The organism is Ferrovibrio sp. GW821-FHT12D07 (genome assembly GCF_058807275.1).
In genome coordinates this window covers 1,010,983-1,027,699 of the sequence record NZ_JBXAQN010000001.1, presented here as the reverse complement: position 1 = coordinate 1,027,699, position 16,717 = coordinate 1,010,983, and the positions used below count along the sequence as shown (strand labels likewise).

General features: G+C 63.0%; 17 protein-coding genes. 14 read left to right on the top strand and 3 right to left on the bottom strand.

Annotated features, from left to right (window positions below):
• Positions 1-5 precede the first annotated feature (5 nt).
• The 6 genes from AC1RRE_RS05185 (at position 6) to AC1RRE_RS05160 (ending at position 5,795) form a co-directional block, all read left to right on the top strand.
• Complete coding sequence (locus tag AC1RRE_RS05185; protein ID WP_492980033.1) at positions 6-2,267, top strand: chemotaxis protein CheA; 2,262 nt, start codon at positions 6-8, stop codon at positions 2,265-2,267.
• A 17-nt stretch (positions 2,268-2,284) separates the two neighbouring features.
• The gene (locus tag AC1RRE_RS05180; RefSeq protein ID WP_492980032.1) at positions 2,285-2,812 is read left to right on the top strand and encodes a chemotaxis protein CheW; all 528 of its coding nucleotides are present in this window, start codon (positions 2,285-2,287) and stop codon (positions 2,810-2,812) included.
• A 21-nt stretch (positions 2,813-2,833) separates the two neighbouring features.
• Positions 2,834-3,688: a CheR family methyltransferase gene (locus AC1RRE_RS05175; RefSeq protein ID WP_492980031.1), complete on the top strand. Its 855-nt coding sequence runs from the start codon at positions 2,834-2,836 to the stop codon at positions 3,686-3,688.
• A gap of 20 nt (positions 3,689-3,708) precedes the next feature.
• Positions 3,709-4,761 carry a protein-glutamate methylesterase/protein-glutamine glutaminase gene (locus tag AC1RRE_RS05170; protein ID WP_492980030.1) on the top strand — a complete coding sequence of 351 codons (1,053 nt, stop codon included), beginning with the start codon at positions 3,709-3,711 and terminating at the stop codon, positions 4,759-4,761.
• Positions 4,762-4,867: 106 nt separating this feature from the next.
• On the top strand, positions 4,868-5,260 hold the full coding sequence (locus AC1RRE_RS05165) for a response regulator (RefSeq protein ID WP_492980029.1): 393 nt from the start codon (positions 4,868-4,870) through the stop codon (positions 5,258-5,260).
• 16 nt (positions 5,261-5,276) lie between these two features.
• On the top strand, positions 5,277-5,795 hold the full coding sequence (locus AC1RRE_RS05160; RefSeq protein ID WP_492980028.1) for a MarR family winged helix-turn-helix transcriptional regulator: 519 nt from the start codon (positions 5,277-5,279) through the stop codon (positions 5,793-5,795).
• Here the strand turns inward: AC1RRE_RS05160 and AC1RRE_RS05155 are convergent.
• Positions 5,792-6,721: an alpha/beta fold hydrolase gene (locus tag AC1RRE_RS05155; protein WP_492980027.1), complete on the bottom strand. Its 930-nt coding sequence runs from the start codon at positions 6,719-6,721 to the stop codon at positions 5,792-5,794. The genes AC1RRE_RS05160 and AC1RRE_RS05155 overlap by 4 nt on opposite strands.
• A 102-nt stretch (positions 6,722-6,823) precedes the next feature.
• On the opposite strand from AC1RRE_RS05155, the gene AC1RRE_RS05150 reads away from it, so the two are divergent.
• From AC1RRE_RS05150 to AC1RRE_RS05135, 4 genes are all read left to right on the top strand, one after another.
• The gene (locus AC1RRE_RS05150; RefSeq protein WP_492980026.1) at positions 6,824-8,245 is read left to right on the top strand and encodes an aspartate aminotransferase family protein; all 1,422 of its coding nucleotides are present in this window, start codon (positions 6,824-6,826) and stop codon (positions 8,243-8,245) included.
• A 123-nt stretch (positions 8,246-8,368) separates the two neighbouring features.
• Positions 8,369-9,223, top strand: coding sequence for a hypothetical protein (locus tag AC1RRE_RS05145; RefSeq protein WP_492980025.1), 855 nt, complete (start codon positions 8,369-8,371; stop codon positions 9,221-9,223).
• A gap of 206 nt (positions 9,224-9,429) precedes the next feature.
• On the top strand, positions 9,430-9,969 hold the full coding sequence (locus AC1RRE_RS05140) for a TRAP transporter small permease subunit (protein WP_492980024.1): 540 nt from the start codon (positions 9,430-9,432) through the stop codon (positions 9,967-9,969).
• Between the two features lie 35 nt (positions 9,970-10,004).
• The gene (locus tag AC1RRE_RS05135) at positions 10,005-11,462 is read left to right on the top strand and encodes a TRAP transporter large permease (RefSeq protein ID WP_492980023.1); all 1,458 of its coding nucleotides are present in this window, start codon (positions 10,005-10,007) and stop codon (positions 11,460-11,462) included.
• 51 nt (positions 11,463-11,513) lie between these two features.
• Here the strand turns inward: AC1RRE_RS05135 and AC1RRE_RS05130 are convergent, their stop codons facing one another.
• Positions 11,514-12,632 (bottom strand): PQQ-dependent sugar dehydrogenase, encoded by a 1,119-nt coding sequence (locus AC1RRE_RS05130; RefSeq protein ID WP_492980022.1) that lies wholly within the window; start codon positions 12,630-12,632, stop codon positions 11,514-11,516.
• Between the two features lie 81 nt (positions 12,633-12,713).
• On the opposite strand from AC1RRE_RS05130, the gene AC1RRE_RS05125 reads away from it, so the two are divergent.
• Genes AC1RRE_RS05125 through AC1RRE_RS05110 form a run of 4 tightly spaced genes read left to right on the top strand, consistent with a single transcriptional unit; the run spans position 12,714 to position 16,538 of the window.
• On the top strand, positions 12,714-13,295 hold the full coding sequence (locus AC1RRE_RS05125) for a helix-turn-helix domain-containing protein (protein WP_492980021.1): 582 nt from the start codon (positions 12,714-12,716) through the stop codon (positions 13,293-13,295).
• Positions 13,292-13,786 (top strand): GNAT family N-acetyltransferase, encoded by a 495-nt coding sequence (locus AC1RRE_RS05120; protein WP_492980020.1) that lies wholly within the window; start codon positions 13,292-13,294, stop codon positions 13,784-13,786. The genes AC1RRE_RS05125 and AC1RRE_RS05120 overlap by 4 nt, the downstream gene beginning before the upstream one ends.
• Positions 13,783-14,298, top strand: a complete 516-nt coding sequence (locus AC1RRE_RS05115) for a GNAT family N-acetyltransferase (RefSeq protein ID WP_492980019.1) — start codon at positions 13,783-13,785, stop codon at positions 14,296-14,298. Before AC1RRE_RS05120 ends, AC1RRE_RS05115 begins: the two co-directional genes overlap by 4 nt.
• Positions 14,299-14,318: 20 nt before the next feature.
• The gene (locus AC1RRE_RS05110; RefSeq protein ID WP_492980018.1) at positions 14,319-16,538 is read left to right on the top strand and encodes an FUSC family protein; all 2,220 of its coding nucleotides are present in this window, start codon (positions 14,319-14,321) and stop codon (positions 16,536-16,538) included.
• Here the strand turns inward: AC1RRE_RS05110 and AC1RRE_RS05105 are convergent.
• Positions 16,522-16,704, bottom strand: a complete 183-nt coding sequence (locus AC1RRE_RS05105; protein WP_492980017.1) for a hypothetical protein — start codon at positions 16,702-16,704, stop codon at positions 16,522-16,524. The two genes, AC1RRE_RS05110 and AC1RRE_RS05105, sit on opposite strands and share 17 nt — an antisense overlap.
• Positions 16,705-16,717: the final 13 nt, after the last annotated feature.

Here is a 16,717-nt window from a genome sequence, read left to right as displayed (position 1 = left end):
CGCCAATGGATGATCTAGAGCAATTCAAGCAGACCTTCTTCTCGGAGTGCGAGGAGCTGCTCGGCGATCTGGAAGGCCATCTGATGGCGCTCCAGGCCGGCGAAGGCGACAACAACACGCTGAACGCCGTCTTCCGCGCCATCCATTCGGTGAAGGGCGGCGCCGGCGCGTTCGGCTTCGACCGCCTGGTCGCCTTTGCCCATATTTTCGAAACCGTGCTGGATCTGATGCGCGACGGCCGCCTGGAGCCGACGCCGGATTCCGTGCTGCTGGTGCTGCATTGCGCCGACATTCTCTCCGACCTGGTGAAGGCCGCGCAGAACGGCACCGACCTGCCGCCCGATCATGAAAGCGAAGGCCGCAAGTCGCTGATCGACCTGGCCGCCAGCATCGGCATCGATGCCGATCCGAATGCCGCCGATGCGGCGCTGGCCGCACTGGACGCGCAACTCGCCGGCGGCAGTCTCGACGACGAACCGGCCGCCGTGCCGGCCGAGGCGGAACCTGAAGCCGAGCCGGAGCCTGCTGTTGAAGCGGCCGCCGCCGCGCCCGCCAAGGCGCCACTGCTGAAATACCTGGTGAAGTTCGAGCCGCGTGATGCGCTCTACCAGCGCGCCAACGAGCCGCTGATCCTGATCCGCGAACTGCGCGAACTCGGCGGCTTCATGGCCAGGGCCGATGCCGAGGCCGTGCCGGCGATCGACCAGATCCAGCCCGAAGGCGCCTATATCAAATGGGAATTCGAGATCGAGACCGATCGCGGCGAAGCCGCGATCCGGGAAGTCTTCGAATTCGTACTCGACGACTGCCTGCTGGAAGTTACCTGCCTGAACCCGCCGGCCGCTGCTGCCGCGAAACCAGCCGAAGCCGCCGCGCCCAAGCCGGCTGCTGCACCGAAGGCTGAAGCTGCTGCGCCCAAGCCGGCCGCCGCACCGGTTGCCGCTGCTGCGCCGAAACCCGAAGCTGCCGCGCCCAAGCCGGCTGCCGCCAAGGCTGAAGCTGGTGCCGGTGCCGGTGCCGGTGCCGCAGGTGGCGGCGGCGGTGGCGATGCCAAGCAGGTGCGCTCCATCCGCGTTGATCTCGACCGCGTCGACAAGCTGGTCAACATGGTCGGCGAGCTGGTCATCACGCATGCCATGATCGCGCAGCAGACCGAACATCTGCATGCCGACCAGCACCCCGAACTCGCCAACGGCCTGGCCGAACTCTCGCATCACATCCGCGATCTGCAGGAAAGCGTGATGGCGATGCGCGCCCAGCCTGTGAAAAGCGTATTTGCCCGCCTGCCGCGCCTGGTGCGCGAACTGGCGATGATGACCAACAAGAAAATCCGCCTCGACATGAGTGGCGAGAACACCGAAATCGACAAGACGGTGATCGAGCAGCTGGGCGATCCGTTGACCCACATGATCCGCAATTCCTGCGATCATGGCATCGAGGGCCCGGATGACCGCGTTGCTGCCGGCAAGCCGGCCGAAGGCGTGATTCATGTCTCGGCCGACCAGCGCGGCGGCCGCATCGTGATTGAAATCACCGACGATGGCCGCGGCATCAACCGCGACAAGGTGATGCAGAAGGCGATCGAGAAGAAGCTCGTCGCACCCGATGCGGTGCTGAGCAACGAGGAAATCGACAACCTGATCTTCCTGCCCGGCTTCTCAACGGCGGATACGGTGTCCAACATCTCCGGCCGCGGGGTCGGCATGGACGTGGTGCGCCAGAATATCCAGTCGCTGGGCGGTCGCGTTCACATCCAGTCGCGCCCCGGCCAGGGCTCATCCTTCATCCTGACCCTGCCGCTGACACTGGCGGTACTCGACGGCATGGTGCTCAAGGTCGGCGTGCAGTCCTACATCCTGCCGCTTGCCAATATCGTGGAAAGCCTGCGTCCGGAATCGGAGCAGATCAACATCGTCGCCAACCAGGGCGAGCTGCTGCGTATCCGCGGCGAATATGTGCCGCTGGTCTATCTGCACCGCATCTTCAAGGTGCCGATGGGCATCGACGATCCGACCAAGGCGCTGGTCATCATCGTGGAGCTGGAAGACGGCGGGAAGATGGGCCTGGTCGTGGACGAGATCATCGGCCAGCAGCAGGTGGTTATCAAAAGCCTGGAAGAGAATTTCGACCCGATCCGCGGTGTCGGCGCCGCCACCATTCTGGGCAACGGCCGCGTGTCGCTCATTCTGGATGTGGCCGGCATCAAGCATATCGCGGAGCATGAACCGCGCGGCGCCCGCCCGCGCCTCGCGGCGCCCGCAGCGTAAGTCAGGAGAGAGTCCGTATGGCATCCGAGGCAGAACAGACCGCGCGCTCCAGCCGCACCGTGCAGCTCGTCTCCTTCACGGTCGGCAATGAAGAATACGGCGTAGACATCATGGCCGTGCGCGAAATCCGGGCATGGTCGGAGACCACCCCGCTGCCGAACACGCCCGAAGTGGTGCGCGGCGTCATCAACATGCGTGGCGCCATCGTGCCGATCTTCGACCTGCGCGCCCGCTTCGGCATGCCGCGCACCGAACCGACCAAGTACAACGTCGTCATCATCGTTTCGATCGCCTCCCGCATTGTCGGCATCCTGGTCGACGCGGTGTCGGACATCATCACGATCAACGAGGACGAGATCCGCCCCATGCCCAGCATGGAGCAGGTCAGCGGCCTGGGCTTCATGGAAGGCTTGATCACCGTGGGCGAGCGCATGGTCGGCCTGATCGGCCTGGAGCGCATGTTCTCCGAACGTATGCTGGAAGCTGCCGACAACACCGGCAAGCCGATGCTGGCGGGTCCGTCGGAAGCCGGCGCGGCCGCCTGATCGCAGCGCATAACATCCCAGATGGCAAACGCCGATATTCCTTCCGCTGAAGACCGGGAATTCAGTTTCTCCACCGGGGATTACGATTATCTGCGGTCCATGCTGAAAGAGCGCACCGGCATCGAGCTGGGGCCGACCAAGCACAATATGGTCTATGCCCGTCTGGCCAAGCGCCTACGCAAACTGGGCATGAAGAGCTTCCGCCAGTATATCGAATTCATCGGCTCGGATGCCGGGCGCGATGAACTGGGCACCACGCTCAATGCGCTGACCACCAATCTCACCAAGTTTTTCCGCGAGAATCACCATTTCGAGCATTTGGCCACCACGGCCCTGCAGGAAGTGCGCGCCCGCGCCGTCAGCCAGGGCCGCCGGCTTCGCATCTGGTCGGCCGGCTGCTCATCCGGTGAAGAACCCTACTCCACGGCGATCACGCTGTTGCGCTCGATGCCTGACATCAAGCAGTGGGATGCCAAGATCCTGGCGACCGATATCGACACCGAGATGGTGCGGCGCGGCTCCGAAGGCCTCTATGCGGCGACCGCGCTGGAAGGCATGCCTGCCGACATCGCCAAGAAGTATTTCGAGCCCCACGGCACCGACAAGGTGCGTGTGGTGGAAGAGGCGCGGAACCTGATCAGCTTCAAGCACCTCAACCTGATCGACAAATGGCCCATGAAAGGCCCGTTTGACGTGATTTTCTGCCGCAACGTGGTGATCTATTTCGACAAGGACACCCAGCGCGTGCTGTTCGACCGCTACGCCAACATGCTGGCGCCGGGCGGCTTCCTGTATATCGGCCATTCGGAAAACCTGTTCGGCATCACCGAACGGTTCAAGCTGCTTGGTCGCAACATCCATCGCAAGATCGCGTAAAAATACGCGCGGAGCTCATCGTGGCCGGTAAGAGAATTCGAGTTCTGATCGTGGATGACAGCGCGCTGATCCGTCAGCTGCTGACGGCGGCGCTATCCAGCGACCCTGAACTTGAGGTGGTGGGCGCCGCCCCCGACCCCCTGATCGCCCGCACCATGATCAAGGAACTCAATCCGGACGTCCTGACGTTAGATATCGAGATGCCGAACATGGACGGCATCTCCTTCCTCGAAAAGATCATGCGGCTGCGGCCGATGCCGGTCGTGATGGTGTCTACCCTGACCCAGAAGGGCGCCACCATCACCATGCAGGCGCTGGAAATGGGCGCCGTCGACTTCGTGCCCAAGCCGACCCTGGACATCAAGCATGCCCTGGAAGAGATCCGGACCGACCTGATCGCCAAGGTCAAGATGGCCTCCACCGCCCGCGTCGTGGCGCGCAACCGGCCGCCGGAAGGTCACACGCCCAAGCGGCTGACCCCGGGCCCGGGCTTCAACTCGACCGACATCATCGTGGCGATCGGGTCGTCCACCGGCGGAGTCGAGGCGCTGAAGGAAGTCATCACCGTCCTGCCGCCCGACAGCCCGCCGATCTTGATCACTCAACATATGCCGCCGCGCTTCACCGGCAGCTTTGCCGCCCGACTCGACTCGCTGTCGGCGGTTACCGTGACGGAAGCAAAGGACAATGTCCGCGTCTTCCCCGGCCACGTCTATATCGCCCCGGGCGACTTCCATCTGACACTGCATCGCTCCGGCGGCCACTATTACACCAAACTTAACCATGATCCGCCGGTCTCCGGTCACCGGCCTTCCGTTGACGTCCTTTTCAATTCGGTGGCTGAGCATGCGGGGCATAATGCCATTGGCGTGATCCTGACCGGCATGGGCAAGGATGGCGCCACCGGCCTTAAGAAAATGCTGGAGGCCGGCGCCCAGACTATTGGCCAGGACGAGTCCACCAGCCTGGTCTATGGCATGCCCAAAGCGGCGAAACTGGTCGGTGCGGTACAGGCTGAAGTGGCGATCGGGCAGGTCGCCTCCGAGATCCTGAACCGTTGCAAACAGCGTTGAGGAACCTTGTTTTTTACGCTAAAAACCATGATGTTAAGCCTTGAATCGGGTGCCGCCGGCCAGGAAGGCTGCGGCGGGTTTGCGTTGAGGAAGAACGAGGGGCGATATGCCTTCGGCTAGCACTCTTAGAGTTTTGATTGTCGACGATCAGATGAGCATGCGCGGTATCGCGCGTTACTGTCTGCAAGAAATCGGCATCAAGAATGTCGTTGAAGCCAAAAGCGGCGCGGAAGCACTCGTCGCCATCGGCTCGAACAAATTCGACCTGATCATCTCCGACTGGAACATGGACGGGATGGATGGCCTGACGCTGCTCAAGACCATCCGCAGCAATCCACTGACCAAGCGCATGCCCTTCATCATGGCCACCGGTCAGCGTGACACCGAGATGGTGAAGACTGCCATCCAGGCTGGCGTCAACAACTACATGGTCAAGCCGTTCAACGCCGCGACCATGAAGCAGAAGATCGAAGCCGTCATAGGCAAGCTCGGCGCCTGACGCTGCGGCGTCGCCCATGGCAGCCCACCCGCCGACCGACGTCTCGCCCGCCGCATCGGATTCCGGCCCACAGGGGCCTGCGCCATCACCGCTGCGGCTGGATGATTATCTTCCCTACCTGATCAATCGGGCCGGCGTTTCACTGGCGCTGCGTTTCGGCGCCGAATTGCGGCGCGCTGGCGTCACACTGCAGGACTGGCGCGTGCTGGCCGCGCTGCGCGAACGCGATGGCCAGCGGCTGACCGAGCTTGCCACCCGCACCAGCATCGAGGTCTCGACGCTGTCGCGCCTGGTTGGCGGCCTGGAAGCCGCGGCGCTGGTGGTGCGTGAACGCGACAGCGGCGATGCACGCGCCATCGCCATCCGCCTGACCGCGGCCGGCACCGCCCTTACTGCATCGCTCACCCCGGCCGCCGCCCTGCTGGAGCGCACGGCGCTCACCGGTCTGAGTGATGCCGAAATCGGACAGCTCAAGACCCTGCTGAACAAGGTCTATGGCAATCTGTTGACCGATACGACTGCGGAAGAAAGCTAGGCCAGGCAGCGGCGCATAAAGGCGATCACATCCGCCGTCACTGCATCGCGATTGGTCTCATTCAGCAATTCGTGCCGCGCCTCATCGTAGAAACGGCTTTCCACCCGGGTCAGCCCGGCCGCCGCATAGGCGTCCAGCAGCTGCTGCAATCCCTTGCCGCCACCGGATACCGGATCATGCCGGCCGGCGATCACGAAGATCGGCAGGTTTTTCGGGATTCTCGCCTGGTTGCCAGGCTGTGCCATCGCGTCCAGCCCGTCCAGCAGATCGACCCAGGACTGCGTGCTGATCGGGAAGCCGCAGAAAGGATCGGCGATATATTTGTCGACCTCGGCCGCATCGCGCGACAGCCAGTCGAATTCCGTGCGCGCCGGTTCGAAGCGTTTGTTGAAGGCATCGAAGGATAGTGTCTGGATCAGCGGACTGATGCCATTTCGGCCATGACGCAGACGCTCCAGCCGCGCCACCAGACGTCCCAGTGCCGCAATCGCCGGCGGCTTGCCGTTGGAACCGCAGAGCACACAGCCGGCCAGCAGGTCCCCATGCTGATACAGCAGCTGCTGCGCCATGAAGGAGCCCATCGAATGGGCAAAGAGCAGCACCGGCACCCCGGGATGACGTTCTGCCGTCATACGGCAGACTGCCGCCAGATCACCCACCGCCCGGTTCCAGCTGTCGCGTTCGCCCATGCGGCCCAGATCGCCGGCCGTGGCTGCCGTATAGCCATGGCCGCGATGATCGAAGCCATAGGCGGCGAAGCCGGCCATGTTCAGCGCGGCGGCGAAACGGGCATAGCGTGCGGCATGTTCGGCCATGCCGTGTGCGATCACCACCACAGCCTGCGGCATGCCGGCGGGTAACCAAGCATAACCGCGCAGCAGCAGGCCATCGGCAGGGGATGAAAGCGTGAGATCGGGCTGGGTCATGACAGGAGCCTAGCGAGGGAGTGCCCGGTTCGACAACCGGCCGTTTTGACAGGGTGACGATTTCGCCGTCTACTGAACAGATCATTCCGCCCGGAGAGTGCCATGACCGCCATGCCCAATGCCCCGCGCCCGAATTCCCCTCGTCCGAATTCCATGGCCGCCCGCGACATCGCCCATGTCATGCACCCCTATACCAACATGGTGAAGCATGAGATCGCCGGCCCGCTGGTGATCGAGCGCGGCAAGGGCATCTATGTCTATGACGACCAGGGCAGGGAATATATCGAGGGCATGGCCGGCCTGTGGTGCGCGGGCCTGGGCTTCAGCGAGGCAGCCCTGGTGGACGCCGCCATCGAGCAGATGCGCAAGCTGCCCTACTATCACGGCTTCGGGCACAAGACGACCGGACCGGTGGTGGAACTGGCCGAGAAGCTGAAGGCCCTGAGCCCGCTGCCCGTGGGCAAGGTCTTCTTCGCCGAAGGCGGCTCAGGCGCCAACGACACGCTGATCAAGCTGATGTGGTATTACAACAATGCCCGCGGCAAGCCCGAGAAGAAGACCATCCTCGGCCGCATGAAGGGCTATCACGGCGTCACTGTAGCCAGCGCCAGCCTGACCGGACTGCCCGCCAACCATCGTGACTTCGACCTGCCGATCGCCCGCATCAAGCATGTTGATTGCCCGCACCATTACCGCTTTGCAGAAGCAGGCGAGAGCGAGGCCGATTTTGTCGCCCGCCTGGCCCGCAATCTGGAAGCCTTCATCGCCGAGGAAGGGGCCGACAGCATCGCCGGCTTCTTCGCCGAGCCGGTCATGGGCGCCGGCGGTGTGATCCTGCCGCCGAAGGGCTATTTCCCTGCCATCCAGGCCGTGCTGAAGAAGCACGACATCCTCAGCGTCTCAGATGAAGTGATCTGCGGCTTCGGCCGCACTGGCGAATGGTGGGGCGCCCAGACCTTCGACTACAAGCCTGATTTCATCTCCTGTGCCAAGCAGCTGTCCGGCGCCTATCTGCCGATCTCGGCCGTGCTGGTGCCGGAACATGTCTATGAAGTGATCCGCGACAACTCCGGCAAAATCGGCACCTTCGGCCACGGCTTCACCTATGGTGGCCACCCGGTCGCCGCCGCCGTGGCGCTCCGCGCGCTGCAGCTCTATGAGGAGCGCAATATCCTGGACCATGTGAACCATGTGTCGCCGCGCTTCCTGACGCGGCTGAAAAAACTGGCCGACCACCCGCTGGTCGGCGAGGCCCGCGGGATCGGCCTGATCGGCGGTGTCGAACTGGTCGCCGACAAGAAGACCAAACGCAATTTCGCCCCCACCGCCGGCGTCGGCGCGGCCTGCATGAACTTCTCGCAGGAGGAAGGCCTGATCAATCGCGCCATGGGCGGGGATGTCATGGGTTTCTGCCCGCCGATGATCATCACCGAAAGCGAGATCGACGAGTTGTTCGACCGGTTCGAGCGGGCGCTGGCCAAGACCGAGGCCTGGGTCGAGCGGGAAGGCCTGCGGACCGCCTGAGCCGCCACAGACAAATCCTTCGGCGGTGCACCCTATCCTTTTGGCGGGGTAACCAGGCGGTTCGCCAAATCACGGGATTGTGTTAAGGTTAATGTAACCACACCGGAAACACACTCCCGCCCGATGATTGCCGATAACCAAGCTCATAACCAGGAAGCCAACGAACTGGTTTCCAAGATCGAGCAGCGCGCGATCCAGATCTTCAAATTCACTGAAGATCCGGGTGAGAAGCGCAATACCGTTTCGGGCTTCCGTAAGTTCTCCAGCCTGGTCGACGAGTTCCATCAGGCCGCCGAAGTGGCCGAGAGCCGCCTCTCGGTACTCAAGACCGGCCGCCGCGACGAACTGCGCCGCTATGTGGTGCAGATGCGGGCCAAGATTCTCAAAATGGAAATCGATATCAAGCAGGGCTACCTCGAGAACCTCATCGAGGCCCGCTCGGCGCTGCCCTATGGCGCACGGGAATTCTTCGCCTCCCGGCTCAAGCGGCTGGAAGAACTCAGCAGCATGCTGATCGACGGTCCCGATGCCGGCGGCGGCGCAGGCGACCTGCTGGATCACATGCGCAAAATGCTGCAGCACCTGATCGACCAGGCCCCGCAGCTCGAAGTCTTTGAACGTGAACCCGACTACCGGCCGCCGCAGCGCAGCGGCCGTACCGTACCGGTCGTCGGCACCGCCTCGGCCGCCAAGCAGACAGCGCGCAATGCACAGCCCACCACCGATCTCAAGCCGATCCGCCTGACCGGCCGCGATGAATGGGGCCGGGTCTTCCTCGACAAGGGCTCGTTTGATCAGGTCAGCACGGCCTGCCGGGCCCGCGGGATCACCCTGGACCAGGTGGCCTCGAAACTGGGTCTGACCCGGGTCGCCTTCACCCTGATCCTGAATGGTCAGGACCCGATCCAGCGCAACCTGCTGGATGTGGTCCACCGGACGATTAACAACTACAACCCCAGCACCGGGGAAATGGGCTGAAAACGCCCTAAGTGTCCGATTTTACAAAAATTTTATGCCTCATTCGCGGGCAGTAGCTTATATATAGCCCCGGTCGTCGGCCGGGGCTGGATAGAACGACCCGCATAGAATAATAAACAGCCCCGCAAACAGGGAATGGTTCCGGATTTCATACCGCGTGCCATCCACGATCCGGACTGACCGTCCGGCACGAAGGGGGGAGTTATATGCGGTTACTTCTGGCTTTCAGCACCGCGGTCGATCGCTTCAATACCTGGATCGGCTGGGTCGCCAATTGGCTTGTGTTGCTGTCCTGCGTGATCAGCGCGGGCAATGCCTTTACCCGCTATCTATTCAATATGAGCTCGAACGCCTGGCTGGAAATCCAGTGGTACATGTTCGGTGCAATGTTCCTGCTGGGCGCGTCCTACACGCTGAACCGCAACGAGCATGTCCGCGTCGACCTGGTGTATGGCAACGTCTCGTCGCGCGCTCAGCTCTGGATCGACCTGCTGGGCGGCATCTTCTTCCTGCTGCCGGCTACCGTCATCATCGGCTGGCTGTCCTGGCCGATGTTCTACAACTCCTACAGCATCCACGAGATGTCGACTAACGCCGGCGGCCTGCTGCGTTGGCCGATCAAGATCTGCGTGCCGATCGGCTTCTTCCTGCTCACCCTCCAGGGTCTATCCGAGATCATCAAGCGCATTGCCGCGCTGCAGGGTCATGCAGAATTGATCATCAAATATGAAAAGCCGCTGCAGTAAGCCAGCGTGACATTCAGACTTCGAGGATACCAGAGATGATTCCGTTGGATTGGATGGCGCCCCTGATGTTCGGGGGACTCGTCGTCTTCATGTTGATCGGCTATCCGGTCGCTTTCTCGCTTGCTGCCGTCGGCCTGTTCTTCGGCTTCATCGGCATCGAGCAAGGCTTCTTCTCAACCGCCTTGCTGCAGGCCCTGCCCGAGCGCGTCTTCGGCATCATGGCCAACGACCTGCTGCTGGCCATTCCCTTCTTCACCTTCATGGGGGCGGTGTTGGAACGCTGCGGCCTGGCTGAAGATCTGCTGGACGGCCTGGGCCAGGCCTTTGGCCCGATCCGCGGCGGTCTCGCCTACGCGGTCATTCTGGTGGGCGCCGTGCTCGGCGCCATCACCGGCACCGTGGCGGCCTCCGTCATCGCGATGGGCTTGATCTCGCTGCCGGTGATGATGCGCTACGGCTACGACATGCGGCTTGCCACCGGCGTGATCGCCGCCTCTGGCACCATCACGCAGTTGATCCCGCCGTCGCTGGTGCTGGTGGTCCTGGCCGACCAGCTCGGCCGTTCGGTCGGTGACATGTATGCCGGCGCCATCGGCCCCAGCATCATGCAGGTTGCCCTGTTCTGCCTGTTCATCTTCGGCGTCAGCATCTTCAAGCCGGAATGGGTTCCGGCCCTGCCGCCCGAAGCCCGCACCATCAAGGGCTGGGCGCTGACCAAGAAAATCCTCTGGGGCATCGTACCCTCGCTGGTGCTGATCTTCCTGGTGCTCGGCACCATCCTGATGGGCCTGGCCACGCCGACCGAAGGCGGTGCCATGGGCGCTGTCGGCGCCATTGCGCTGGCTGCGATCCACAAGCGGCTGACCTGGGACCTGATGTGGCAGGGCATGGGCTCGACCATGCGCATCACGGCCATGGTGGTGTTCATCCTGGTCGGTTCCACGGTCTTCGGCCTCACCTTCCGCGGCGTGGATGGCGATCTGTGGATCGAGCACCTGCTGACCAGCCTGCCCGGCGGCGCTGTCGGCTTCCTGATCTTCGTCAATATCTTCGTCTTCTTCCTGGCATTCTTCCTCGATTTCTTCGAGATCGCCTTCATCATCATCCCGCTGCTGGCACCGGTGGCGCAGAAGCTGGGCATCGACCTGATCTGGTTCGGCGTCATGCTCGGCGCCAACATGCAAACCTCGTTCATGCATCCGCCATTCGGTTTCGCGCTATTCTACCTGCGCGGCATCGCACCAAAATCGGTGAAGAGTTCGGATATCTATTGGGGCGCGATCCCCTGGGTTATCCTGCAATTGATCCTGGTTGGCATGTTGATCTTCTGGCCGGAGATGGTGACCTACTGGCTAGATGCCGATCTGAACATGGACCTGAACGATGTCCGGATTGAAATCCCCAACGATCCGATGGGTGTCGATCCAGAGGTGGATGCACCGAACGACGACGAGCCGGAGGTTCCGGAAGAGCTGCAGCAGAAGGCCGACTGACGGCTTTCCGCTCCAAGACAAAAGCCCGGCAACAATGCCGGGCTTTTTTATTCAGTTCGCCGGCTCCAGCCGCAGGATGCGGCCGCGCGGATTGTCGGTGGCGATATAGAGATAGCCATCCGGTCCGTCGCGCACATCACGGATTCTCTCGTCGAGTTCCTTCAGCATCTGTTCCTGTCGCACCACGCGTGTGCCATCCAGTACGACACGCTGTAAGATTCCGAATTTCAGCGAACCCACAAACAGGTGGCCGCGCCAGGCCGGGATCTTGTCACCGGTATAAAAGGCCATGCCCGAGGGCGCGATGGACGGCGTCCAGTGCAGCAATGGTTGCTCCATACCAGGCGCGGACGTGCCGATACCGATCTTAGCGCCAGAATAATCGATGCCATGGGTGATCACCGGCCAGCCGTAATTCCTGCCCTTCTCCGGGATATTGATCTCGTCACCGCCCTGCGCGCCATGCTCATGCAGCCAGACGACGCCGGTCTGCGGATGCCGCGTCATGCCCTGGATGTTGCGATGGCCGTAAGACCAGATTTCCGGCCGTGCATCGCTGCGCCCGACAAAGGGATTGTCAGGCGGCACGCTGCCATCCCTGTTCAGCCGCACCACCTTGCCCAGATGGTTGGTCAGGTTCTGCGCTTCATCACGACGGTAACGCTCGCCGACGCCGAGCCAGAGCTTGCCATCGGGGCCGACGACGACGCGACTGCCGAAGTGATTGCCACCTGACATCTTGGGCTGCTGACGGAACAGCACCTTTACGTCATCGAGCCGTGTCTCGGCGAAGACAGCGCTGGCCAGCGCTGTCCCTGCTCCACCGTCACCCGGTTCGGCATAGGTGAAATAGAGAATGCGATTGCGGGTGAAATCCGGATCAAGCATGACATCCAGCAGGCCGCCCTGTCCGCTGTCATAGACCTTCGGCACATTGCCCAGCGGCGCGGAGACCCGCCCGCTCTGCACCACGCGCATCTGCCCGGGCCGTTCGGTCACCAGCAGGCTCCCGTCGGGCAGGAAGGCCATGCCCCAGGGATTCTCCAGGCCCTTGGCCACCTCCACCACCCGCACCGTGGCGGCCTTTGTGCGGATCGTCTGGGCGACGGCGGGAAAGACCGCCATGACGGACAGCAGGGCAATGACCAGGCGCATCGACGGCATCTCCATAAGCGGACCTTCCTGAGATAGTAGCCAAGGCCGGCGAACCCAGCTTGACCCTATTCGTCTCTTATAATAGACAACCGTCTCATGAATGAGACAAATCCGGATGATATCGAGCTGCGGATCGCCCTGCGCCTGAAGGCTCGGCGCGAGGAGCTGGGGCTGTCACTGGCCGATCTGGCGGCCCGCAGCGGCGTCAGCAAGCCAATGATCTCCCGCATCGAGCGCCGGGAGGCCAGCCCGACGGCTGCCCTGCTGGGCCGTCTCTGCGCCGGTCTGGAGATCACGCTGTCCGGTCTGATGGCCGCCGTGGAAGACCGCAGCCTCGTCTTGCTGAAGGCGGAAGCCCAGCCGCAATGGCGCGACCCCGAGACCGGCTTCCAGCGCCAGGCCGTCAGTCCTGCCGGCACCGGCTCTCCGGTGGAAATCGTGCAGGCCACGCTACCGCCCGGCGCGCATATCGATTATCCCGCCATGCCTTCGCAGTCTTACGACCAGCATATCCTGGGCTTGGAGGGCGAACTCAGTTTCCACAGCGGCGCGGATATATTCGCCATCGGTGCCGGCGACTGCCTGCATTGCGCACTCGACCAACCACACGTCTTCGCCAATACCGGCACTGTGCCTTGCCGCTACCTCGTCATCATTGCCAAACGAGTTTACCGATGATTGTCCGTGATGCCCACGCCGGTGATGCCGAAGCGATCCGCGCCATCTACAACGATGCCGTGCTGAACACGACCGCGGTCTTTGATTACACCGCGCGCGAGCCGCAGGCGCAGGTCGACTGGCTGAAGATGAAGGCCGACCAGAATCTGCCGGTGCTGGTGGCCGAGGCGAACGGCACCATGCTGGGCTACAGCAGCTATGGCCCGTTCCGGCCATGGCCGGCCTATCTCTACACCGTCGAAAACGCCATTTACGTGGCGCCCGGCAGCCGCGGCAAGGGCATCGGGAAACTGCTGCTGGAGCCGCTGCTGGAGATCGCGACATCGCGCGGCCTGCGCACCATGATCGCCGGGATTACCGCTGACAATACCGCCAGTCTGCGTCTGCATGAGCGGTTGGGCTACAGCCATGCCGGCACGATCCGCGAGGCCGGCTGGAAATTCGACCGCTGGCTCGATCTCATCTTCCTGCAAAGGATGCTGCAATCATGATCACAGCCCTTGATGCGGCGAGCGCCGAACGCGAGATCAACGCTTTGAGCGAAATCCTGCGTGACTGCGTAGAGGGCGGCGCCAGCGTGAATTTCGTGCAGCCCTTCACGCTGGAGCAGGCCGCTGCCTTCTGGTGCAAAGTCATCCCTGGCATCGCCAGCGGTGATTCGATCCTGTTGGTGGCCCGCCATGACGGGCAGATCTCCGGCACCGTGATGCTGGGCCTCGACACGCCACCGAACCAGACCCATCGCGCCGACGTCAAGAAGCTGCTGGTACATCGTCGCGCCCGCCGGCAGGGCCTCGCCCGCGCCCTGATGCTAGCCATCGAACAGGAAGCCCGCCGCCTGAAACGCGACCTGCTGACGCTGGATACGGAGCACGGTAGTACGGCCGAGCAACTCTATGTCGATCTGGGCTACAAAAGCATCGGCGCGATCCCGCGTTATGCCCGGACGGCGGATGGCCGCCGTCTGGCTGCCGCGGCATTTTTCTACAAAGACCTCGCCTAGGTCACAGCGGCATCGCTACAATGGCGGAAAACACGGCCGCCATGATCAATCCGTTCAGTCTGTCGCATTATTCACTGCCGGCACAGAACCTGCTCAGCGGCCTCACCGCCGCACTGGGCGTATCCATCGTCGTCGGCATCGCGGCCCTGGCGGCCGGCTATGAGGTCGCGGCCGTGGTCGCTGTCGGCGCCACCTGCGTCAGCATCGTCGATACCCCGACGCCGCCGGACCACAAGCGCAGGGCTTTCCTGATCGCCCTGCTGTTCGACAGTGCCGTCACGCTGGCCATCGGGCTGAGCACCGGCAATGTCTGGCTGCAGCTTCCCATCGTCGCCGTCACCAGTTTTGCCGCCGCCATGGTCTCGGTTTATGGCAAGAGCGCACTGGCGCTCAGCATGTCGATGATCCTGGCGATGATCTTCGCCTTCGGCACGCCAGCATACAACGCGCAAGCTGCTGTGCTGCATGCCTTCTGCTTTGCCGCCGGCGCCGCCGCCTATGCCGTCTTTGGCATGCTGATGGCGGAATGGCTGGAAGCCCGGCACAAGCGCATTGCGCTCAGTGGCGCGCTCGACGCTTTCGCGGCCTATGTCCGCGCCAAGGCGCAGCTTTACGATACCGAAACGCCGATCGAGGCCAGCTATGCCGCGCTGATCGAGCGGCAGGTGACCCTGATGGAGCGCGTGGAGTCAGCGCGCAACCTGCTGTTCCGCACTATGGAGCAGCCAAAGGAACGAGAATGGGCCGCGGCCCTGGTCTCGGCGCTGGATGCCTTCGAGACCATTCTCTCCAGCCAGACCGATTACTGGCTGCTGCAGCGCCAGTTCGGCAGCCAGCGGGACAGCAGTCTGATCCTGAGCACCATCCGCGACGGCGTGCTGCATATTGCCGACCTGCTGGCTACCCTGGCCGACGAGGTCGAGACCGGACGGCCGAGTGCCTCCGTGACCGCGCTGCAGGCGGAATTCGCCGCCATCGGCCAGCGCATGCAGCAAATCGTGCCGCTGGAAACCGGCATGGACGAGGCCACCGAACACGGCCAGGCGGTGATCGAGCTGCGGGCAACACTGGAACGCATCAATCATGCCATTGAAGCGGTGGGCCAGATTCAACAAGCCCTGCATCGCGAAGACACCGCCGACCGGATTCTTGCCGCAGTGAAGCTGACCGACTTCCTGCCGCCGCGTCCCTATCGCCTGATCCTGATCCGCCGCCACCTGCGTCTGAGCTCGCCGATCTTCCGCTACGCCCTGCGGCTGACGGCGGCCATGCTCTGCGCCTATGCGCTGGCTGAAGTGCTGACCCGGTATTTCAGCCATGGCAGCTGGATTCTGCTGACTGTCGCCGTGATCATGCGCGCCAGCTACAGCGCCACACGCCAGCGTCAGAAAGACCGCCTGATCGGCAACCTGATCGGCTGCGTGCTGGCCGCCATCGCCCTGCATATGCTGCCCGATCCGGCACTGGTGGCGATCTACTTCGTCACCATCGGGCTGTCGCATGCCTATGCGCCGGTGCGCTACCGCATCACCTCGACAGCCGCCTGCGTGATGGCCCTGCTGATGATGCATTTTCTCAATCCGAGCGAGGCATCCCTGCTGCTGGAACGCCTGCTCGATACCGCGCTGGGCGCACTGATCGCCGCGATCTTCAGCTTCATCCTGCCCTACTGGGAACGGCAGAGCCTACCGGTGCTGACGGCCAGCCTGCTGCGCGCCAACCGTAAATACGCCCGCCAGGCGTTGAAACGGCAGCCGGCCGAGCAGACTTATCGTCTGGCGCGCAAGGATGTCTTCGATGCCGGTGCCGATTTCGCCACCGCGGTGCGACGACTGGCCGCCGAACCTGGTGCGGCGCAGGCCGACCTGCCGCGGCTGCAGGCGTTTCTCTCGGCCAACTATCGCATGATGGCGCAGCTCGCCGCACTGCATGTGCTGCTGCGCATCCGCGGCCGCGAGCTAGACCCTGTCCTCACCGACAGCCTGCTGCGAGAACATAGCGACCGCCTGCTGACACTGCTGGGCAGCGAGATGGCGGAGCAAAGCTCAGGCGATGACGCTATCCCGCCGGACGACGACCGGCAGGAGAAAGCTTCACCACAATGGCAGATGGTGGCTGCACTGATGCAGCGGCTGACTCAGGCCGAAGCCATGGCAGGACAGATTCGCGAACTTGCCGGCGGCATGGCGATTGCCTCGCAACGCGCCGGCGCCCGTGCCGCGATCACACGCGGAACATGAAATACCAGACTAGGGCGAAGGCAATCACCACGCCGATGATGCCAAAGCCCAGGACGTAGCGCATCCTGTGCAGCTCGATACCGGAGCGGGCCTTGTTGGTGGGCACCACGCGTTCGCGGGTGTCGTATTCCGTTCGCTCCTTGGGGCCGTAGCCTGCGGTGCTCATCAGGACCTCCTGC

What these genes read in the sequence shown, in the direction of transcription:
- AC1RRE_RS05155 (WP_492980027.1), bottom strand. Translation starts at nt 6,721, where the DNA reads ATGACCCAGCCCGATCTCACGCTTTCATCCCCTGCCGATGGCCTGCTG.
- AC1RRE_RS05185 (WP_492980033.1), top strand. Translation starts at nt 6, where the DNA reads ATGGATGATCTAGAGCAATTCAAGCAGACCTTCTTCTCGGAGTGCGAG.
- AC1RRE_RS05115 (WP_492980019.1), top strand. Translation starts at nt 13,783, where the DNA reads ATGATCACAGCCCTTGATGCGGCGAGCGCCGAACGCGAGATCAACGCT.
- AC1RRE_RS05145 (WP_492980025.1), top strand. Translation starts at nt 8,369, where the DNA reads ATGATTGCCGATAACCAAGCTCATAACCAGGAAGCCAACGAACTGGTT.
- AC1RRE_RS05150 (WP_492980026.1), top strand. Translation starts at nt 6,824, where the DNA reads ATGACCGCCATGCCCAATGCCCCGCGCCCGAATTCCCCTCGTCCGAAT.
- AC1RRE_RS05135 (WP_492980023.1), top strand. Translation starts at nt 10,005, where the DNA reads ATGATTCCGTTGGATTGGATGGCGCCCCTGATGTTCGGGGGACTCGTC.
- AC1RRE_RS05140 (WP_492980024.1), top strand. Translation starts at nt 9,430, where the DNA reads ATGCGGTTACTTCTGGCTTTCAGCACCGCGGTCGATCGCTTCAATACC.
- AC1RRE_RS05165 (WP_492980029.1), top strand. Translation starts at nt 4,868, where the DNA reads ATGCCTTCGGCTAGCACTCTTAGAGTTTTGATTGTCGACGATCAGATG.
- AC1RRE_RS05105 (WP_492980017.1), bottom strand. Translation starts at nt 16,704, where the DNA reads ATGAGCACCGCAGGCTACGGCCCCAAGGAGCGAACGGAATACGACACC.
- AC1RRE_RS05110 (WP_492980018.1), top strand. Translation starts at nt 14,319, where the DNA reads ATGGCGGAAAACACGGCCGCCATGATCAATCCGTTCAGTCTGTCGCAT.
- AC1RRE_RS05120 (WP_492980020.1), top strand. Translation starts at nt 13,292, where the DNA reads ATGATTGTCCGTGATGCCCACGCCGGTGATGCCGAAGCGATCCGCGCC.
- AC1RRE_RS05180 (WP_492980032.1), top strand. Translation starts at nt 2,285, where the DNA reads ATGGCATCCGAGGCAGAACAGACCGCGCGCTCCAGCCGCACCGTGCAG.
- AC1RRE_RS05130 (WP_492980022.1), bottom strand. Translation starts at nt 12,632, where the DNA reads ATGGAGATGCCGTCGATGCGCCTGGTCATTGCCCTGCTGTCCGTCATG.
- AC1RRE_RS05125 (WP_492980021.1), top strand. Translation starts at nt 12,714, where the DNA reads ATGAATGAGACAAATCCGGATGATATCGAGCTGCGGATCGCCCTGCGC.
- AC1RRE_RS05175 (WP_492980031.1), top strand. Translation starts at nt 2,834, where the DNA reads ATGGCAAACGCCGATATTCCTTCCGCTGAAGACCGGGAATTCAGTTTC.
- AC1RRE_RS05160 (WP_492980028.1), top strand. Translation starts at nt 5,277, where the DNA reads ATGGCAGCCCACCCGCCGACCGACGTCTCGCCCGCCGCATCGGATTCC.